17 protein-coding genes are annotated in these 16,557 nt (G+C 43.5%); 13 read left to right on the top strand and 4 right to left on the bottom strand.

Annotated features, from left to right (window positions below; translation table 11 throughout):
* Positions 1–60: 60 nt before the first annotated feature.
* Both thrS and BS617_RS04160 read right to left on the bottom strand, forming a co-directional pair.
* Positions 61–1,977 (bottom strand): threonine--tRNA ligase, encoded by a 1,917-nt coding sequence (gene thrS / locus BS617_RS04165; RefSeq protein WP_075171639.1) that lies wholly within the window; start codon positions 1,975–1,977, stop codon positions 61–63.
* 183 nt (positions 1,978–2,160) lie between these two features.
* Positions 2,161–2,859: a FadR/GntR family transcriptional regulator gene (locus tag BS617_RS04160; protein ID WP_075171638.1), complete on the bottom strand. Its 699-nt coding sequence runs from the start codon at positions 2,857–2,859 to the stop codon at positions 2,161–2,163.
* 132 nt (positions 2,860–2,991) lie between these two features.
* On the opposite strand from BS617_RS04160, the gene BS617_RS04155 reads away from it, so the two are divergent.
* From BS617_RS04155 to BS617_RS04145, 3 genes are read left to right on the top strand one after another with little or no spacing between them, the layout of a single operon-like run.
* Positions 2,992–3,801 (top strand): (Fe-S)-binding protein, encoded by an 810-nt coding sequence (locus BS617_RS04155; RefSeq protein WP_075171637.1) that lies wholly within the window; start codon positions 2,992–2,994, stop codon positions 3,799–3,801.
* Positions 3,791–5,209, top strand: coding sequence for a LutB/LldF family L-lactate oxidation iron-sulfur protein (locus tag BS617_RS04150; protein ID WP_075171636.1), 1,419 nt, complete (start codon positions 3,791–3,793; stop codon positions 5,207–5,209). Before BS617_RS04155 ends, BS617_RS04150 begins: the two co-directional genes overlap by 11 nt.
* Positions 5,206–5,874 carry a LutC/YkgG family protein gene (locus tag BS617_RS04145; RefSeq protein WP_075171635.1) on the top strand — a complete coding sequence of 223 codons (669 nt, stop codon included), beginning with the start codon at positions 5,206–5,208 and terminating at the stop codon, positions 5,872–5,874. Before BS617_RS04150 ends, BS617_RS04145 begins: the two co-directional genes overlap by 4 nt.
* A 45-nt stretch (positions 5,875–5,919) precedes the next feature.
* Here the strand turns inward: BS617_RS04145 and BS617_RS04140 are convergent, their stop codons facing one another.
* Together BS617_RS04140 and BS617_RS04135 are read right to left on the bottom strand one after the other, a co-directional pair.
* Positions 5,920–6,057 carry an entericidin A/B family lipoprotein gene (locus tag BS617_RS04140; RefSeq protein ID WP_075171634.1) on the bottom strand — a complete coding sequence of 46 codons (138 nt, stop codon included), beginning with the start codon at positions 6,055–6,057 and terminating at the stop codon, positions 5,920–5,922.
* A 53-nt stretch (positions 6,058–6,110) separates the two neighbouring features.
* Positions 6,111–6,344, bottom strand: coding sequence for a DUF2789 family protein (locus BS617_RS04135; RefSeq protein WP_075171633.1), 234 nt, complete (start codon positions 6,342–6,344; stop codon positions 6,111–6,113).
* 201 nt (positions 6,345–6,545) lie between these two features.
* Here BS617_RS04135 and BS617_RS04130 point away from each other — a divergent pair, with 201 nt between their 5' ends.
* The 10 genes from BS617_RS04130 (at position 6,546) to BS617_RS04085 (ending at position 16,145) form a co-directional block, all read left to right on the top strand.
* Complete coding sequence (locus BS617_RS04130) at positions 6,546–7,163, top strand: YigZ family protein (protein ID WP_170870317.1); 618 nt, start codon at positions 6,546–6,548, stop codon at positions 7,161–7,163.
* Between the two features lie 47 nt (positions 7,164–7,210).
* A complete protein-coding gene (locus tag BS617_RS04125; RefSeq protein WP_075171632.1) occupies positions 7,211–8,608 on the top strand; it encodes an SLC13 family permease in 1,398 nt (465 codons plus the stop codon).
* Between the two features lie 108 nt (positions 8,609–8,716).
* Positions 8,717–9,892, top strand: a complete 1,176-nt coding sequence (locus BS617_RS04120; RefSeq protein ID WP_075171631.1) for a YjgN family protein — start codon at positions 8,717–8,719, stop codon at positions 9,890–9,892.
* Complete coding sequence (locus tag BS617_RS04115) at positions 9,889–10,920, top strand: M48 family metallopeptidase (protein ID WP_075171630.1); 1,032 nt, start codon at positions 9,889–9,891, stop codon at positions 10,918–10,920. The genes BS617_RS04120 and BS617_RS04115 overlap by 4 nt, the downstream gene beginning before the upstream one ends.
* 66 nt (positions 10,921–10,986) lie before the next feature.
* Positions 10,987–13,170, top strand: coding sequence for a DUF4150 domain-containing protein (locus BS617_RS04110; protein ID WP_075171629.1), 2,184 nt, complete (start codon positions 10,987–10,989; stop codon positions 13,168–13,170).
* A gap of 3 nt (positions 13,171–13,173) precedes the next feature.
* A complete protein-coding gene (locus BS617_RS04105) occupies positions 13,174–13,602 on the top strand; it encodes a hypothetical protein (protein ID WP_075171628.1) in 429 nt (142 codons plus the stop codon).
* Between the two features lie 167 nt (positions 13,603–13,769).
* A complete protein-coding gene (locus BS617_RS04100; RefSeq protein WP_075171627.1) occupies positions 13,770–14,378 on the top strand; it encodes an imm11 family protein in 609 nt (202 codons plus the stop codon).
* A gap of 365 nt (positions 14,379–14,743) precedes the next feature.
* Entirely contained in the window at positions 14,744–15,028 is a 285-nt protein-coding gene (locus tag BS617_RS04095; RefSeq protein ID WP_075171626.1) for a hypothetical protein, read from the top strand.
* 242 nt (positions 15,029–15,270) lie between these two features.
* On the top strand, positions 15,271–15,867 hold the full coding sequence (locus BS617_RS18325; RefSeq protein WP_212667405.1) for a hypothetical protein: 597 nt from the start codon (positions 15,271–15,273) through the stop codon (positions 15,865–15,867).
* Positions 15,868–15,881: 14 nt separating this feature from the next.
* Positions 15,882–16,145 carry a hypothetical protein gene (locus BS617_RS04085; protein ID WP_170870316.1) on the top strand — a complete coding sequence of 88 codons (264 nt, stop codon included), beginning with the start codon at positions 15,882–15,884 and terminating at the stop codon, positions 16,143–16,145.
* The last annotated feature ends 412 nt before the right edge of the window (positions 16,146–16,557 follow it).

The following is a 16,557-nucleotide window of genomic DNA, read 5'->3' as shown; positions in this document are numbered from 1 at the left end:
ACGATTGTCGCGACGTGCACCTCTTTTATTATCGCGCTTGATTGCTATATCTCCTAATTATTAGTCGTCACGACCCTTACGTTCCACATCTTTTGATAGGAATTCAGAAAAGGCTTCAATAGTCATTGTACCTAGATCTTCACCTGAACGGGTACGAACAGCAACACAGCCATTCTCTACTTCTTTATCACCCACTACCAAGAGGAAAGGAACCTTCTGAAGAGTACGCTCGCGGATTTTAAAGCCGATCTTCTCGTTTCTCAAGTCCGAAACGGCTCTAAAGCCATTATTTTGCAATGTTTTTACCACATTCGTGCAATATTCGGCCTGATTGTCAGTAATATTCATCACAACGGCTTGTGTTGGAGCCAACCATGCTGGCAATGCACCCGCATAATGTTCGATCAAAATACCGATGAATCGTTCAAAAGATCCCAAAATTGCACGGTGTAACATAACCGGTGTTTCACGATCGCCATGTTCATTTACAAATTGAGCTTCTAAACGACCTGGCATCGAGAAATCAACTTGAATCGTGCCACACTGCCACACACGACCTAAGCAATCTTTCAGAGAGAATTCGATCTTAGGTCCGTAGAAAGCACCTTCGCCTGGCAGCTCTTCCCAGTCTAACCCGGCTGCATCTAATGCATCGGCCAATGCTTTCTCAGCTTTATCCCACACTTCATCAGAACCCACACGCTGTTCTGGACGCGTTGATAGTTTATAAATGACATCGGTAAAACCAAAGTCATGATAAACCTCATGTAGAAATTCAATAAAACTTGCCACTTCCGGCTGGATTGCATCTTCAGCACAGAAAATATGCGCATCATCCTGCACAAAGCCACGCACACGCATAATACCGTGTAAAGCACCGGAAGGTTCATTACGGTGGCATGAGCCAAACTCTGCCAAGCGCAACGGTAAATCACGGTACGAGCGCAAGCCTTGGTTAAACACCTGAATATGGCACGGGCAATTCATGGGTTTAACAGCGAAATCTTTGTTCTCTGAGTGTGTGGTAAACATCTGCTCAGCAAACTTATCCCAATGACCGGATTTTTCCCACAGAGTTCGTTCAACAACTTGCGGTGTTTTAATCTCTTGATAGCCATTTACGCGTTGCTTAACACGCATGTACTGCTCGATCTGTTGGTACAAGGTCCAGCCATTGGGGTGCCAAAACACCATGCCCGGTGCTTCTTCTTGAAGATGGAAGAGGTTCAGTTGCTTACCTAACTTACGGTGGTCACGTTTTTCAGCTTCTTCCAAACGGTGCAGGTATTCTTTGAGTTGCTTCTTATCGCTCCACGCGGTGCCGTAAATACGCTGCAACATTTCGTTTTTAGAATCGCCACGCCAGTATGCACCAGCCACTTTCATTAACTTAAACGCTTTAATGTGGCCAGTCGAAGGAACATGAGGCCCGCGACACAGATCAATGAAGTCACCTTGCGAGTAGAAAGACAAATCTTGCTCTGCAGGAATGCTGCTTAGAATCTCTACTTTGTAGCTTTCACCCATTTTCTCAAATAAAGCCACAGCTTCATCACGGTTCATTACAGAACGAGAAACAGGTAAGTTTTGTTTTGAGAGCTCAAGCATTTTCTTCTCGATCTTTTCCAGATCTTCAGAAGTAAACGGGCGCTCATATGCAAAATCGTAATAAAATCCATTTTCAATCACTGGCCCGATGGTTACTTGCGCTCCTGGAAATAAGGCTTGAACAGCCATGGCCATTAAATGGGCACAGGAATGACGAATCACATCAACCCCTTCATCATCACGTGCGGTAATGATAGCGAGGTCTGTGTCGTTTTCGATAGTAAAGCTGGTATCAACCAATTCCCCGTTAACTTTACCGGCTAAGGCAGCTTTTGCTAAGCCTGCTCCGATGTCCGCGGCGACATCAAAAACAGAAACGGGGTTGGCAAACTCACGCTTGCTTCCATCAGGGAGGGTAATGACTGGCATTGCTAATTCCTTTCTGTAATCACGAGCCCCTACGACAGGCCTGTGATCTATTAAATGATCTCACATACACACCAAGTATGTGGCAGCCGGATATTCTAACGAATGCAAAAGCGATGACCAAGGCATGATGACAAAAGATTGGCGTTTTTAATGGAATTGTCATTACACGCCATAAAAAGCACATTAAAAGACGTCACTGGGCTCTAATAAGCGCCTCGTGTATAAAATGTGATCGCGTGCTAATACGCGCGCCTTATTTGCTTGACGCTGAATGATTGCTTGGTAGATAGAGTCATGCTGTCGACTTATGCCATCTGGATAGTGACCATGCTGCTTCAGAGCCCGATCCAGCACACCGTAAATTGCATTAAAATAGCGGTTATAGAACAGCTGGCTAAAGGCCGTGACTAACAAGTGATGGCAAGATTCAGCAATCAGCATATGAAATTGCAGGTCTGCTTTGGCTTTAGCTAGCGTGGTTTGCCCCTCTTTGCGTTGTTTCATCTTTTCAAACTCGAGGGTTATTGCATCCATTTGTTCTGGCGTTGCGCGCAACGCAGCGTAATAGGCCGCTTCGCCCTCTAGTATGGCCCGCACCTCTAAAACATGAAGCTGCAATGTATGCGGATCGCCACCTAAATCCAAAGGCAAATCTAAATGAGCTGCCAGTAGGTTGTTACAGCGACTTCGCTCACCGTGCTGTGTATCGATAAAGCCTCGATGCGTTAATTGAGAAGTGACTTCACGAACACTGGATCTCGATAGCCCTGTTTGCTGAACCAGTTGCCTCTCAGATGGCATTACTTGGCCGGGTACGATGTCACCACTCACAATCGCAGCCAATAAATCGTGATACAAACTCTGTTTCGACTGGTTTTTCATGTTTGCCCAAGGCTCGTCATTTGGTCAGACCAGTTTAGCCTGTAATATTTCAATTATTCAACACGTCGCCTACTCTACCTACATCACGATTATAAATATAAAAACACCTGACAACCGAGCCGAAGGTACCTAATGAACACACTCGACAAACCCGCCCAAGTAGGTCTTTTTGTGACCTGCTTGGTTGATATGTTTCGCCCGTCTGTTGGTTTTGCCACGATAAAGTTACTTGAAGCCGCAGGCTGCCAAGTGAGTGTTCCCGACGCTCAGACATGTTGCGGCCAGCCTGCTTTCAACTCTGGCGACCGCTCAACCACACAAGATATTGCCAAGCGAACCATCGAAGCCTTCGACGGTTTTGAGTACGTTGTAGGCCCTTCAGGCTCTTGCATTGGCATGCTGCATCACTACGCAGAGCTGTTTGATGAAAAAGATCCATGGAAAGCCCGCGCTGAATCGCTCAAAGCTCGCGCCTATGAGGTCACTACATTTCTGACTGAGGTTATGCCACTAAAACTGGCTGACCTAAGCCTTCCTATACAGGCGACTTACCATGACTCTTGTGCTGGCTTACGTGAACTAGGCATAAAACAGCAGCCACGAGAATTACTAGCCCAAGTGGCTGGTTTAACACTCAACGAGATGACTGAGTCCGAAACCTGTTGTGGATTTGGTGGTACCTTCTGTGTGAAATACCCCGATATATCTAATCGCATGGTCAGTAATAAAACAGAACACATCGTGGCTAGCCAAGCTACTCTTTTACTCGGAGGCGACATGGGCTGTTTGCTCAATATGGCCGGTAAGCTAAAGCGCGAAGGCCACGCTATAGAGGTAAGGCACGTCATCGAAGTACTAGCGGGCATGACTGATGCACCCGCCATCGGTGAAGCACATTACGACCTTGGTCAACCAGCGCAAGGGGTGCAGCATGCAAATTAATAGCCCTCACTTTAAAGAAAGCGCCAAAATCGCCCTACACGATGTTGGCCTTCAAAAAGCACTAGGAAACCTTAAAGCTGGCTTTCCTACCAAACGTGCAGCAGCCGTTGCTCGACTACCAGAATTTGATCAGTTGCGTGATGAAGCTGCAGCTCTCAAAAACCACATTATTGAAAACTTGGATATATACCTAGAAGAGTTTGAAGCAAATGTTTTAAAAAATGGTGGTCATGTTCATTGGTGCAGAACAGCCGACGACGCATGTAAGACCGTATTAGATATTTGTAAAGAAGTAGACGCCAAAACGGTTACCAAGGGTAAATCCATGGTAACAGAAGAAATCAACCTGAATGATTTCTTAGAAAAAAATGGCATTGAGCCGGTCGAAACCGACTTAGGCGAGTATATTTTGCAGCTACGAGGTGACCACCCTAGCCACATTATCGCTCCCGCAATCCACCTCAATCTAGAAGATGTGTCGGATATTTTTCACGAAAAACATAAACGCCCCAAATCCGATGACCCTGCTGTGCTTATGCAGGAAGCGAGAGAAATGCTTCGCAAAAAATTCGTCGCGGCCGATGTTGGCATTACTGGCGCTAACTTTTGTGTCGCTGAAACAGGCTCCACTCTCATTGTAACCAACGAAGGCAATGGGGATTTAACACAAACGCTTCCTAAAACGCACATTGTCGTTACCTCTATTGAAAAGGTTGTCCCAACGTTAGAAGACATGACACTTTTTTTACGCCTACTTGCTCGCTCCGCAACCGGACAAGAATTTTCCGTATACAACACGCTATCAACAGGCCCTAAGCGAGCAGAAGATCAAGATGGCCCCGAGAACTTCCATGTTGTTTTGGTAGATAATGGTCGCAGCGACATGGTGGGCGGCGAGCTTCAAGATATGCTTCGCTGCATTCGTTGCTCAGCCTGTATGAATCATTGCCCTGTTTACGGCGCGGTAGGTGGTCATAGCTATGGCTGGGTCTATCCTGGTCCAATGGGATCCGTACTTACCCCGCAAATGATCGGCATTGAACAAGCAGGGTTATTACCTAATGCCTCTACTTTTTGTGGAAAGTGCGAATCAGTGTGCCCCGTCCGCATTCCACTACCTAAGCTAATGAGACACTGGCGCGAGAATGAGTTCAGTAAGCATCTAAGCCCCAAAGCTGTTCGCTGGGGATTAGGAGGTTGGGCTTTTTTTGCTAAACGTCCTCGCTTGTACCGATGGTTGTCCCGCGCGGCTAACAAGTCAATGCGATTACTAGGAAGGCAAAACGGAAAAATATCTAAACTACCCATGGCCTCAGGCTGGACACAGTTTAGGGATATGCCTGCTCCTGCTAACCGCACCTTCATGGACCTGTACAAGACACAAAAAGCCTCGGAGAAGTCATCATGAGCAAAGCTGAAATTTTGGGGAGCATACGTCGAGGGCTAAAACGTGGAGAACCAACTCACACTCAGCGAGCTGCAGTTGCGGCCAGGCTCACACCCCACGGACATAATCTAATACCTAAAAGAGCCCTCTTACCGCATCAGGAGCAGGTCTCGTTATTTACTGCGATGGCAATTGAAGCCGCTGCCGAAATTGTTGAGCTAGAAAGCGAGGCATCAATTGTAGAAGCAGTGAAGCCTTGGCTAAAAGAACAACATATTGACACGTTAACCATAGCTAGCGACGCTCAATTAGATACATTAGATTGGGAGGGCTCACAGTTACAGGTGCAGACAGGAACAGCACACGTCGGTGATGCAGCTAGTTTAACCGTTGCTTTTGCTGGCATTGCTGAAACCGGGACCCTGATGCTGCATTCGAGTAAAGAAAGCCCAACCACACTCAACTTTTTACCCGACAATCATATTGTGGTTCTCCACAAAAGGAATATTGTGGGCCCATATGAAGAGGCGTGGAAAAAACTCCGGGAGGCAACTAAAAGTATTATGCCGCGCACGGTCAACCTTATTACAGGACCATCCAGAAGTGCTGATATTGAGCAACGCTTACAGATGGGCGCGCACGGGCCCAAAAGGCTGCTCATTCTCTTAGTGAGTGATTCGAAGTAATCAACAAAAAGCAGCCCAATGGGCTGCTTTCTCTTGATAAGTGCACTAACTGGCTTTTTTAGCGGCGCCTTCGATTGCTTGACCACCTTTTTGGATATCTTTACCCATACCTTCTACCGTGCTGCATCCGTATAACGATACAACAAAAACACTGGCGACAATCGCGGTAAGTACTTTTCTCATCTGATATCTCACTTATATATAAATCAACATCTTTTATTGGTTGTTAATAATAACTACGCCTGACTGAGCAAAGCACTCAGTTCATCAACGCTTTCAGCCCATGCACCATCAAGGTCACGACTTTCTTTTAAAAACTGAGCCTGCCCCTCAGTCCAGTACTCAGCCTCTTCAATCTTTTGACCATCCGATAACGTATGGCTTTTGATAAAAGACTCCATATCTTCAGGTTTATCACTTAACCCTAATTGCAAAAATAAATTTGGTAAAGTGTGTAAGTTGGTATCCATATCGTGCCTCCATTCTGGATTGGTTCTAGCATATTAATGGCTTTACGTTGGTATAGACATGTTAGATGTTAAAAAATTCATTTACGGACCGGTTTGCCGAAAATACCAACAAGCACGCTGCCAACGTCGACAGCGCTGAGTCTACATTGCATACTATTAACTAGAATATCTTACGCACCCAAGCAATTCACCGAGAGTTTTGTGAGCCAACCTATTTATCAGCGCCCAACCACCTATGCAGAAGCGACTATAGACGTTAAAAAAAGCCGTTTCATAGCACAAGCCTATCCCATAAAAACACAAGCCGAGGCCAAATCTATTATCGCGGACCTAAAGGAAAAGACCCCTAACGCCAATCATCACTGTAGCGCTTTTATTGCGGGTTCACCTTATGTCAGTGGGGGGTACGGTTTTAGTGATGACGGAGAGCCATCCGGCACAGCAGGTAGGCCGATGTATTCTGTAATAGCAGGTGCAGGTATTGGGGAAATATGTGTCGTTGTAACGCGCTTTTTTGGCGGTACTAAACTTGGCACTGGGGGCTTAGTCCGCGCCTACTCCGCGAGCGTACGTGAGCTGCTCGATCAGTTAACTTTAGAAACAGTTAAACCTTTACTAAAGGTGCAACTCTCTTTTGCCTACTCACACTCTGCGCAAGTGGACTCTATACTTCACAGCTCGTCAGCACACATTATCGAACAAACCTTTCTGGAAATGGTTAGCCTAATTATTGAGGTTGAAGCCGCGGAAAAAGATAACCTACTCCTTAGGCTACAAGATGCCTGCAAAGGTCAACTAACAATCCATAAAGATAGCTAGTAGAAATTTACCAATCCATCTCAAAGTACTATGCGAACTGGGCCATTATGCTAAAATTTTTTTTCACTCCATCGCGCGCCGCCCTCTTATTAGTATTAATAGCATCTGCTTTTTTAGTAATTAACCCTCCGGGTATGCTTTCGGGCTTACAGCTTTACACATTAATTATTCTACTCATCACTTTGACATTGTGGGCTACCAGCGCATTACCCGAATTTCAAACCAGCTTATTATTTTTTCTATCGGCTATTCTTTTTGAGGTAGCCACTCCCACTGAAATATTTTCTGGCTTCGCATCCGGCGCACTTTGGCTTATTTTTGCGGGTATGGTTATCGGTATGGCCATTACTAACAGTGGCATGAGCGACCGAATAGCAGGATATTTAGGACACCACCTGGAACGAAGCTACCCTTGGCTCATAGGGGGGTTGATGCTTACATGCACCTTACTCGGTTTTGTAATGCCATCATCTATAGGCCGCCTAGTCATGATGATACCTATCGGTATGGCATTAGCAGATCGCTGCGGCTTCCATACTGGTTCGAAGGGTCGAACAGGTGTCGTTATGGCTGTCACGTTTGGCTGCCATTTACCTACCTTCAGCATTCTCCCCTCCAATATCCCAAACATGGTTATGATTGGCTCAGCGGAAACCATTTATGGGTTACATTTTAGTTACACGGATTATCTACTACTGCATTTTCCTATTCTTGGCGCTATTAAAGCCATCATCATTGCTTTACTCATCATTAAATTATTACCAGCCGAACCTAAGAGAGCAGCGGCGATTAACGACCTTCACCAAGATCCGAGCTTACGCGCTAAGCAGCGCAAGCTGAGTATTGTTCTCTTAACCGCATTGGCTTTTTGGTTAACCGATAGCTGGCACGGCATTAATCCCGCTTGGGTAGGCTTGGCGGCGGCTTGCTTTTTATTACTCCCCAAAGTGGGCATGGTGGACCAAACGACTTTTAATAAGCAAATCAACTTTTCAATGCTAATTTTTATTGCTGGCGTGCTAGGGCTAGGCGCTATGGTCAACAGCTCAGGGCTAGGGAAACTATTAGCCATGACTATGGAGCATGTCTTGCCGCTAAACCCTGGGGCAGACGCCGTTAACTTTATATCATTGACTGCCATGTCGTTTTTTACGGGCATGTTTTCGACGCTTCCGGGTGTGCCAGCAGTATTAACCCCCATTGCTGCTGATTTGGCCAACCAAACAGGCATGACAGTACAAGCCGTGATTATGACGCAAGTCGTTGGCTTCTCGACCATACTTTTCCCCTATCAATCAGGGCCTCTGATTGTAGGTATGCAGCTCGCACGTGAACCTATTATGAGCTTACTCAGGATTACCGTTCCCCTTACGCTAATTACATGGGCCATACTCATCCCCTTGGACTATTTATGGTGGCAAGCCTTATCTATGTTTACTCAGTGAATAAGTTCCTAGGAATAATTCCTATTTTTCATTGGGTTAACTGACAAACGTTTCCATTCTGCTACAATCGCGACCTCAACAACTTAACGACTGAATGGAGTCAGTTTTATGAGCGAATCAATCGCCACACAATCCGCCACTCGTCCTTTTGAATTTAAAGGCGCAGGTGGCGAATTCTTTAAGATATGGATCGTTAACGTTCTGCTTTCTGTAATTACTCTGGGTATCTACTCCGCGTGGGCTAAAGTCCGCACGAATCGTTATTTTTACGGTAATACCTTCTTTGATGGGTCAAGCTTTGAATACCACGCAACAGGCTGGCAAATCTTCAAAGGACGCATCATTGCAGCTATCGCCTTTGCGATTTACATTATTATTAATCAGTTCTTCCCTTTTGTGGGTATCGGGTTAACGTTAATTCTAGTGCTGGCCTCTCCGTGGATTATTTGGAGCAGCTACCGCTTCCATGCACGTATGGCAAGCTACCGCCAAGTACGTTTCTCTTTTGATGGAGGCCTAGGGACAGTCTATAAATACATCCTACTCCTCCCCTTCTTACCCGCCGTTGCATTGGGCTTAATTATCGGTGTCGCATGGTTAATTAATGGTACTGTGGGCGGTATGGTTGCGATGTTCTTAGGGCCTGTAGCAATCATTAGTATTTATGCTATGGGGCCATATATTCAAGCACTTATGTATCGCTACCATGTTAACAACCTCCATTACGGCCAAGGCAATTTCAGCGCTAACATCCGTATTGGCGTGTTTTTTAAAACGTATTTGGTAATCTTGGGCGTCTTCCTTTTATTTGCCGCAATCTTTGGAGCTATTGGTTTTGCATCAGGATTAGGCGCTTTATTCTCACTACAAAATGGATCGAGTTCTGGCTTGGACTCCAATTTGTTTAATATCGCATTTTTGGGTGGGTATTTATTGGTATTCGCATTTAGCTTTTGGGCTCGCTCTTACATGGAAGCCCGCATTAACAACCATGTGTTTAATGAACTAAAGCTTGATAACGCGTTAAACCTACATTCCAACCTAAAAGTGAAGTCTTTATTTTGGATACACTTAACCAACCTGTTTTTGGTAATTTTCACTATTGGTTTGGCGATACCTTTCATAAAAGTTCGCTTAGCCAAATATCGCGCTAATTCGACCTCTGGCACATTAACTCAAGACCTAGAACACTATGTAAGCTTGCAACAACAAAAGCAGTCAGCGCTAGGTGAAGAGCTAGGTGGAACCTTTGATATCCAAGGCGATTTAGGACTTAGTTTGTGATTTCAGGCTATCACTATGCCGCTAATCAGTCAGCCCGTTCTCGGGCTGACATTCATATCAGAGGCAGTCAATTTACCCTAGAACGCGATGATGGCCATAGCCTTCGTGGCGAAATTCGCGACTTACAAATCAGCAGTCGTGTGGGTAATACCACACGCCGTATTTCCTTCCCCGATGGCACATTACTCGAAACCAATGATAATCACGCCATCGACCAATGGATTTCTCAAACAGGTCAAAAAAATAACTTATGGCTTCATAAATTAGAAAGTAACTTATCATTAATTATTTTCTCAGCCATATTTGTGGTGGTATTGACGCTGGCTTTTTTAAAATGGGGAATCCCGAGCATTAGCCATCAAGTTGCACATGCGTTACCAGCCGAGCTTAATATAGAGATCGGCGAACACAGCATCGATGTTCTAGACTCGCTACTGTTTACTCCATCCGAGTTACCTCAAGCCCAACAGGCCACCATTCGCGAAGAGATAGAAGAAAAAATAATTAGCCGCATGTCCACCGACATCCCCATCAAACTGCATTTCAGGTCGATGGAAAACAGCCACAAGCCAATTGCCAATGCATTTGCCCTCCCCTCTGGCGATATTTTTATTACAGACGAGCTGGTGAAACGGCTAGATCAACCGAATGAATTAAACAGTGTAGTTTTGCATGAAATAGGCCATGTGGAACATCGTCATGGCCTTCAACAGATCATCCGCTCATCAACCATTACTCTACTTACCGTATTTATCGTTGGCGGTGATTTATCGTTCGGGCAAGACCTTATTGTCGCCTTCCCTACCTTTTTAACGCAGCAAAGCTACTCAAGAAAAGCGGAAACCGAAGCCGACAACTTTGCACTATCACACCTGTCTGATTTAGGTTTAAATCCAGATGTATTCGCTGATGCGCTAGAAAAGATCATTCCCGAGAGCAAAGAAGACAGCTCTACGGAGCATTCATTTCTTTCGACACACCCCGATACTCAAAAACGGATAGAAGCCGCACGAGGATATAAACAGTAAACGGCTACTCCCTATGTGGAGTGCCGCATGATAATATCCCCGAATACCTAGCTTAAGGATAGAGCGATGGCAAACGGATCAATTGCAACCAAAACAGCTGACTATACACTAGTCAGCATGGCGCCTGATGTCTGCTGGACGAAAGTCGGCAAAAGCTGGCGACCTATTCCCTATAACATCACCCACACCATGGATAATAGTGAAAATGTTAGCCCCAATGTGTTCGCGGGTGGCAAAGAAGCGTTTATGCATGGCGAAAGCTTTATTACCGGAGTAACCGGCGATGAGCCAGGCCGCAGGGGTGGCATTGTTACCGGCACCCTCACTGAAATAAGCTTTGGCTTAGAAAAAAGTGGATCCGTTTATGTCAACGGAAAGCCCTCAGTTCGCACCGGCGACCAAGTGTGGATGAACCAAACAACACCCGCAGCTAAACAAAGCAAAGTTGGTCCTGATAAACCCACAAGCTGGGTTAAAGTTGTTGCGACTTATGATGATCCTTGGAAAACGCCCATACACGAAGCGCCCTTGATCTTAAGCATTAATGGTCAATGCGTTGCACCCATGAGCACCCTATCAGGTGGGACAGGACATAATACAACCGTCTCCTCCCAAGCCATGGCGATCCAAACACAAGAAGAACCGGGAACACTGGTACAAGTAGGCGTGGATCCCGGCTCTGTGCAGGTTGTGGGTGATACAATACCCGGCCTAGAAGATGTCAACCGGGAGTTGCGGTTTTCACTTGAAAGCAGTCTAGATACCACTTATCGGCGTGTTTTAACGTCGATGCAAGAATTCCAAGCCCAATGGGATGAATACGGAATTTTTTCGACTGCGATAAGCTATAAAGATGGAGCACTCGCAGGTTCCGAGCTTTGGTTCGACCATTTAGCCGACACCAAAAAGCTGATTACAGAAACAGACTGGCAAGGGTTGTCTGAAACCGCTTACGAAAAAGTCACAGCAGGCCTCGAAACGGCAGTTGGCAGTATTGAGGACAGCCATAAGAAAGCTGCCAACTGGCTGATAGAAGGAGCGCAACAAGAAAAACCTTGGGCATGGTTTGGCAATCAAATAACCGATGCATCGGAATACGCTTGGAACGCTTACACCAATACAGTCGAAGATGTAGCTGATGACATTGCTGATCTTTTCAAGGAGACGAAGGAAGATCTAGAAAGCATTGCTGATATCTCCCTCAAACTGTTTGAGCATCGTGATGATATTTTTCTTTTTTTCCAAAACATATCGAGTGCCAACACATCCGATATTGCCAACTTTATCGACACCGTTATCGCCGATATAGATCCCGAGTTAGCCCGATCTATTAAAGAAGACACCGATAGTTACGGTGTGTTTTTAGAACTGATCAATGATGACGCCGGTCGTATATTTTTATCGTATTTAGGCCTAATTATTGGTGCTGTGCCTCCCAATTTCTACGCTTTCTTATACGGCGCTGCCGCCGCTTATATCATTTTAGAAGTCTTGTTCTGCATTCTACTGGCCTTCATCTCAGGAGGCCTAGCCGTAGCCGCCCGTTTTGCAGCCATCATAGCCCGTATAGCAGTCATGGGCATGAAAGTTACCGCCGTCAATAAACGGATAGCCAACGGAGCACGAGCGGTAAGCGCTTACATAGACAGTTTAAAGGTAATAGAATCATCACTTAAACAGCTAAAGGCTATTGGAGCGAATACACGAAGAATTAAGCTAAAAGGGCAAAAGGCAAGTGGCTCGGCCGGTGAAACGCTGGTGATTGAGAGGAAGGTTGTTGCAAACAAGGTTAGGTATGTGGATATGCCTAAAGATTTGGCAGTAGACCCTAAAGGAGTATATGGTTATCTTCCTACTAAAGACTCACAATTTCATTCTGGTAAATGGCCAGTTGATTGGACTAACGCGGATCAGGTAGCAAAAGCGAGGACTACGAGACTCGATTACCATGTTGGATTAAATAAGAAGCAGCAATTTATTGATACCTTAAGAAGAGATGGTATTGGTGATGACAATATTGCAAAGCAGATAGTTGAAATGAGGAACCAAGAGAGACTTTCTCATTACAAAACCCCAGAAGCGTTGGAAGCCGTTTATCAGCGGAATCTAACAAAGTATGGAAATAAATCCGGTCCAACGTATGAATCTCAGCTTTCTAAATATGGATCTTCTTCTGAAGTAATCAATGCAGCTTTAAGGTCAAATAATACGATGGATATACTAACTGGGATTTCGAAACCAAAAAGGTAATTTATGATTTTATCTAAACCATTTGATAGGGGTGAGTTGATAGATTTTGATAGCCCAACTTGCGCCATCAAACCTGTTGTAAATACAAGTGAAAAACCGAAAGGAAACTTTCACCAATTAGGACAGCGAAAAGTAGCAATATTTAGAGACGGTAATCAATTGATATTGCAGATTGGAGAGAAAAAGTGGAACTTATCGTCTCAAGATGTCGTTCTTAGGTACTCTCATAATTTTTCAAAGAAAGTGACAGTTTTTGAAGTTGAGTTGGATGGGGAAAATTTCTCAATTGAATATGACGCATGGTGGGCTGATATTCCGAGCTTTGAACCTGTCGAACCAGAAATGGATGAAGATGAGGATTTTATGGGGTATATTTATGCTGTGTGGATGAATAAAACGCTGCAAAACAACTTAATTTCTAGTTGGAGCTGACTTAGCTCTAACTAAGGATACTACGAATAAATAATATCCCCTTAAAATCGAAAACATTAACTTTTTGATGTGTATCAAGATAGCTTATCTACATAGCATTGATTTGGGTCTTGATCGCACCTTCCTTAGAGAAAACTCACATATATTAAAATTATAAGTTTCTTACAATGAAATACTACGTACCCTTCCGAACACCCAGAAGTGATATACCTTCTATTACTTCACATAAAAACTCTGAAAATTTTGAGATAAGCGAAGTTGGGGATAAAAATAACCCCATTTTTATAGAAGAGGCATATAAAAAATCAAACAACAACTTTTCATCCCCTCCAGATTTAATGATATTTGACAACTTTATATTTTCTAACTCGAAACTAAAAGATCATTTATGCAGTAAAAAATACAACATAAAATATCAAGAGTCTATTTTTATAGACAACTCAAAAAAATACCATGAAGACTATTGGGCTATAGTTCCAACTGATATTATTGATATTATAGACACTAAAAGTTCGATCATGGAACTTACATTCGAATTAGACTCTAACAATCCACTTTATAACGACTATTTATTCGAATCTATAATAGTATATAAAAAAAAGACCAAAGGAATAAAACCTATATTTATTGAGCCTTACACTAAAGAAATAGTTATAGAGGAAAGCATCTTAGAATTTATAAAAGAAAACAAATTAACTGGCTTAAGCTTTATCGATATTACCAAATTTCAGCCTCATAAGATTTTTAAGAAAAATAACGATATAATTAACATATAGAACTTAATTTCGATATTTTTAACAAAAAAATCTAGCTTATGGCATATTACACCCCCTTTAATGATTTATCCAGAAATTACCCATACTTATCGACCCATTCATTATCTGAACGCCTAGATGAAGGAGATATCGGCAAATCTAAAGATCCATTTTTTTCGAAGACCCATATAATAAAGGAAATAATAAATTCGATATGCCTCCTGATGTAATGACAGACAACGAAGTCATTGTTTTTTTCGGAAATATTTTTTGAGTTTTTAAAATAAAACACTAACGATATTAAATTCCAAGAAGCTGTTTTTATTGACAATAACAATAAATATCATGAAGAGTACTGGGTTATAAAGCCGACAATTTATACAAGCGTGATTGATTTAAACGGCTCTAAATATGAGCTTTTATCTGAGCTAGACCCAAACAATCCTCTAGTTAACACCTATGATTTTGAAAAAATTAAAATCAGAGGAGATTTAGACCCTACATCTCTTCCGCTAATATTTATAGACCCTTATCTAATTGAGTTAATTATAAAAGATAAATTTTTTAACTTTATTAAAGACGAGCAATTAAAAGGGTTTAGCTTTTTGGAGCTATCTAAATTTGAAATTCATAAAATGTTTGAAAAAAATGAAGACATTATCAATTTATAGAATAAGGCTTTTTAATATTGGCAATATTTTCCTGATTAAAAGTAAACATTTCTGTTCCAAGTGAGGTTACTGGTCATAAAAGTATATAGGTAATGTCCTAGAGACCACTTAAGTAATTATACGGCGCCGCCGCTTATATCATTTTAGAAGTTTTGTTCTGCATTCTACTGGCCTTCATCTCAGGAGGCCTAGCCGTAGCCGCCCGTTTTGCAGCCATCATAGCCCGCATAGCAGTCATGGGCATGAAAGTTACCGCCGTCAATAAACGGATAGCCAGCGGAGCACGAGCGGTAAGCGCTTACATAGACAGTTTAAAGGTAATAGAATCATCACTTAAGCAGCTGAAGGCTATTGGAGCGAATACACGAAGAATTAAGCTAAAAGGGCAAAAAGCAAGTAGCTCGACCGGCGAAACGCTGGTGATTGAGAGGAAGGTTGTTCCAAACAAGATCAACATGCGTAGTGCTGATGATTTGATGGGCGTTGAACCAGCGTCACCTGAACTGATATCAGCAGTTTCGAAAAAGCGTGATGTTGTTATTGCCCAGCCAGGCTCTGAAGAACTTCGAATGTTAAATTACTTCGAGGCTGAAGCATCCGTAGGCGGTGCTAATAACACCCACATTCTATTACGTGAGAATCCAAGTAAAGCAGCTTTGTTTGAAGAGTTCTTACATGGGACTCAATCGAAGCTAGGCGTCACTGATCGTTTAGGTACCAGCGGTCTGGGAAGTGCGGAGACGCATGTCAAAGACTTTATGATCAGGCATCAAAAAATGCTGGGATTAGGTGACGAAGACATTCAGATATTGCAGATACTCAGAGACAAGGGGCTGTAATAATGGAGATACAAATGAAAATACGAGAAAAGTTTGAATTGCCAGGAGGCATCACAATCTTGGCATGCGCAGGCTACGATCCGAAGTGTAACGTGATTGGTAAAACATTTAGTTTGGTCCTTGGCGAAGAGGTTAGACAAACATTGACAATCTCTGGCGAAAGGAAAATGGCTAATCAGATGTCCAATCTTGATCAAAGGGCGTTTGAGACAAGCGATGTTGTTTCGTTATCACAGGAAGAAGCTCGAAGTGGGGAGTGGCAGCTGATAGGTGCGTAAGATCAAGCCCGGTGGGCTGCCGGGCTTAAAGTTGTTCCAAACAGTAATGCAGTTGATGATGTCGCGCGAGTTACGCCTGGGTCTATAGGAGCACGTCCCATACCGGAAAACCCTGAGCTTCTAGAAATGTGGACTGACTCAATGAAGCTTCTTAGTTCCGCAACTACGAAAGGTGGCGATAAATGGCTCTTCAACGTTCCTAGGGAAGATGCGTATAAGCTCTCAGTCATGAAATACTTTTCCTTCATGGCTAACAAACGATAATATAATGTTTAGAGAAAACTCACATATATTAAAATTATAAGTTTCTTACAATGAAATACTACGTACCATTTCGTACACTCAGAAGTGACATACCTTCTATTACTTTACATAGAAACTCTGAAAATTTTGATACCGAAGATACAGGAAA

The sequence above is a fragment of the Neptunomonas phycophila genome, assembly GCF_001922575.1.
Taxonomy (GTDB): Bacteria; Pseudomonadota; Gammaproteobacteria; order Pseudomonadales; family Balneatricaceae; genus Neptunomonas; species Neptunomonas phycophila.
The sequence above is the reverse complement of the archived record's forward strand: the minus strand, read 5'-3'. Positions and strand labels throughout refer to the sequence as shown.

Bases quoted from the DNA above. Each gene is read 5' to 3' on its own strand.
- thrS (WP_075171639.1), bottom strand. From the start codon at position 1,977: ATGCCAGTCATTACCCTCCCTGATGGAAGCAAGCGTGAGTTTGCCAAC.
- BS617_RS04160 (WP_075171638.1), bottom strand. From the start codon at position 2,859: ATGAAAAACCAGTCGAAACAGAGTTTGTATCACGATTTATTGGCTGCG.
- BS617_RS04155 (WP_075171637.1), top strand. From the start codon at position 2,992: ATGAACACACTCGACAAACCCGCCCAAGTAGGTCTTTTTGTGACCTGC.
- BS617_RS04150 (WP_075171636.1), top strand. From the start codon at position 3,791: ATGCAAATTAATAGCCCTCACTTTAAAGAAAGCGCCAAAATCGCCCTA.
- BS617_RS04145 (WP_075171635.1), top strand. From the start codon at position 5,206: ATGAGCAAAGCTGAAATTTTGGGGAGCATACGTCGAGGGCTAAAACGT.
- BS617_RS04140 (WP_075171634.1), bottom strand. From the start codon at position 6,057: ATGAGAAAAGTACTTACCGCGATTGTCGCCAGTGTTTTTGTTGTATCG.
- BS617_RS04135 (WP_075171633.1), bottom strand. From the start codon at position 6,344: ATGGATACCAACTTACACACTTTACCAAATTTATTTTTGCAATTAGGG.
- BS617_RS04125 (WP_075171632.1), top strand. From the start codon at position 7,211: ATGCTAAAATTTTTTTTCACTCCATCGCGCGCCGCCCTCTTATTAGTA.
- BS617_RS04120 (WP_075171631.1), top strand. From the start codon at position 8,717: ATGAGCGAATCAATCGCCACACAATCCGCCACTCGTCCTTTTGAATTT.
- BS617_RS04110 (WP_075171629.1), top strand. From the start codon at position 10,987: ATGGCAAACGGATCAATTGCAACCAAAACAGCTGACTATACACTAGTC.
- BS617_RS04105 (WP_075171628.1), top strand. From the start codon at position 13,174: ATGATTTTATCTAAACCATTTGATAGGGGTGAGTTGATAGATTTTGAT.
- BS617_RS04100 (WP_075171627.1), top strand. From the start codon at position 13,770: ATGAAATACTACGTACCCTTCCGAACACCCAGAAGTGATATACCTTCT.
- BS617_RS18325 (WP_212667405.1), top strand. From the start codon at position 15,271: ATGAAAGTTACCGCCGTCAATAAACGGATAGCCAGCGGAGCACGAGCG.
- BS617_RS04085 (WP_170870316.1), top strand. From the start codon at position 15,882: ATGAAAATACGAGAAAAGTTTGAATTGCCAGGAGGCATCACAATCTTG.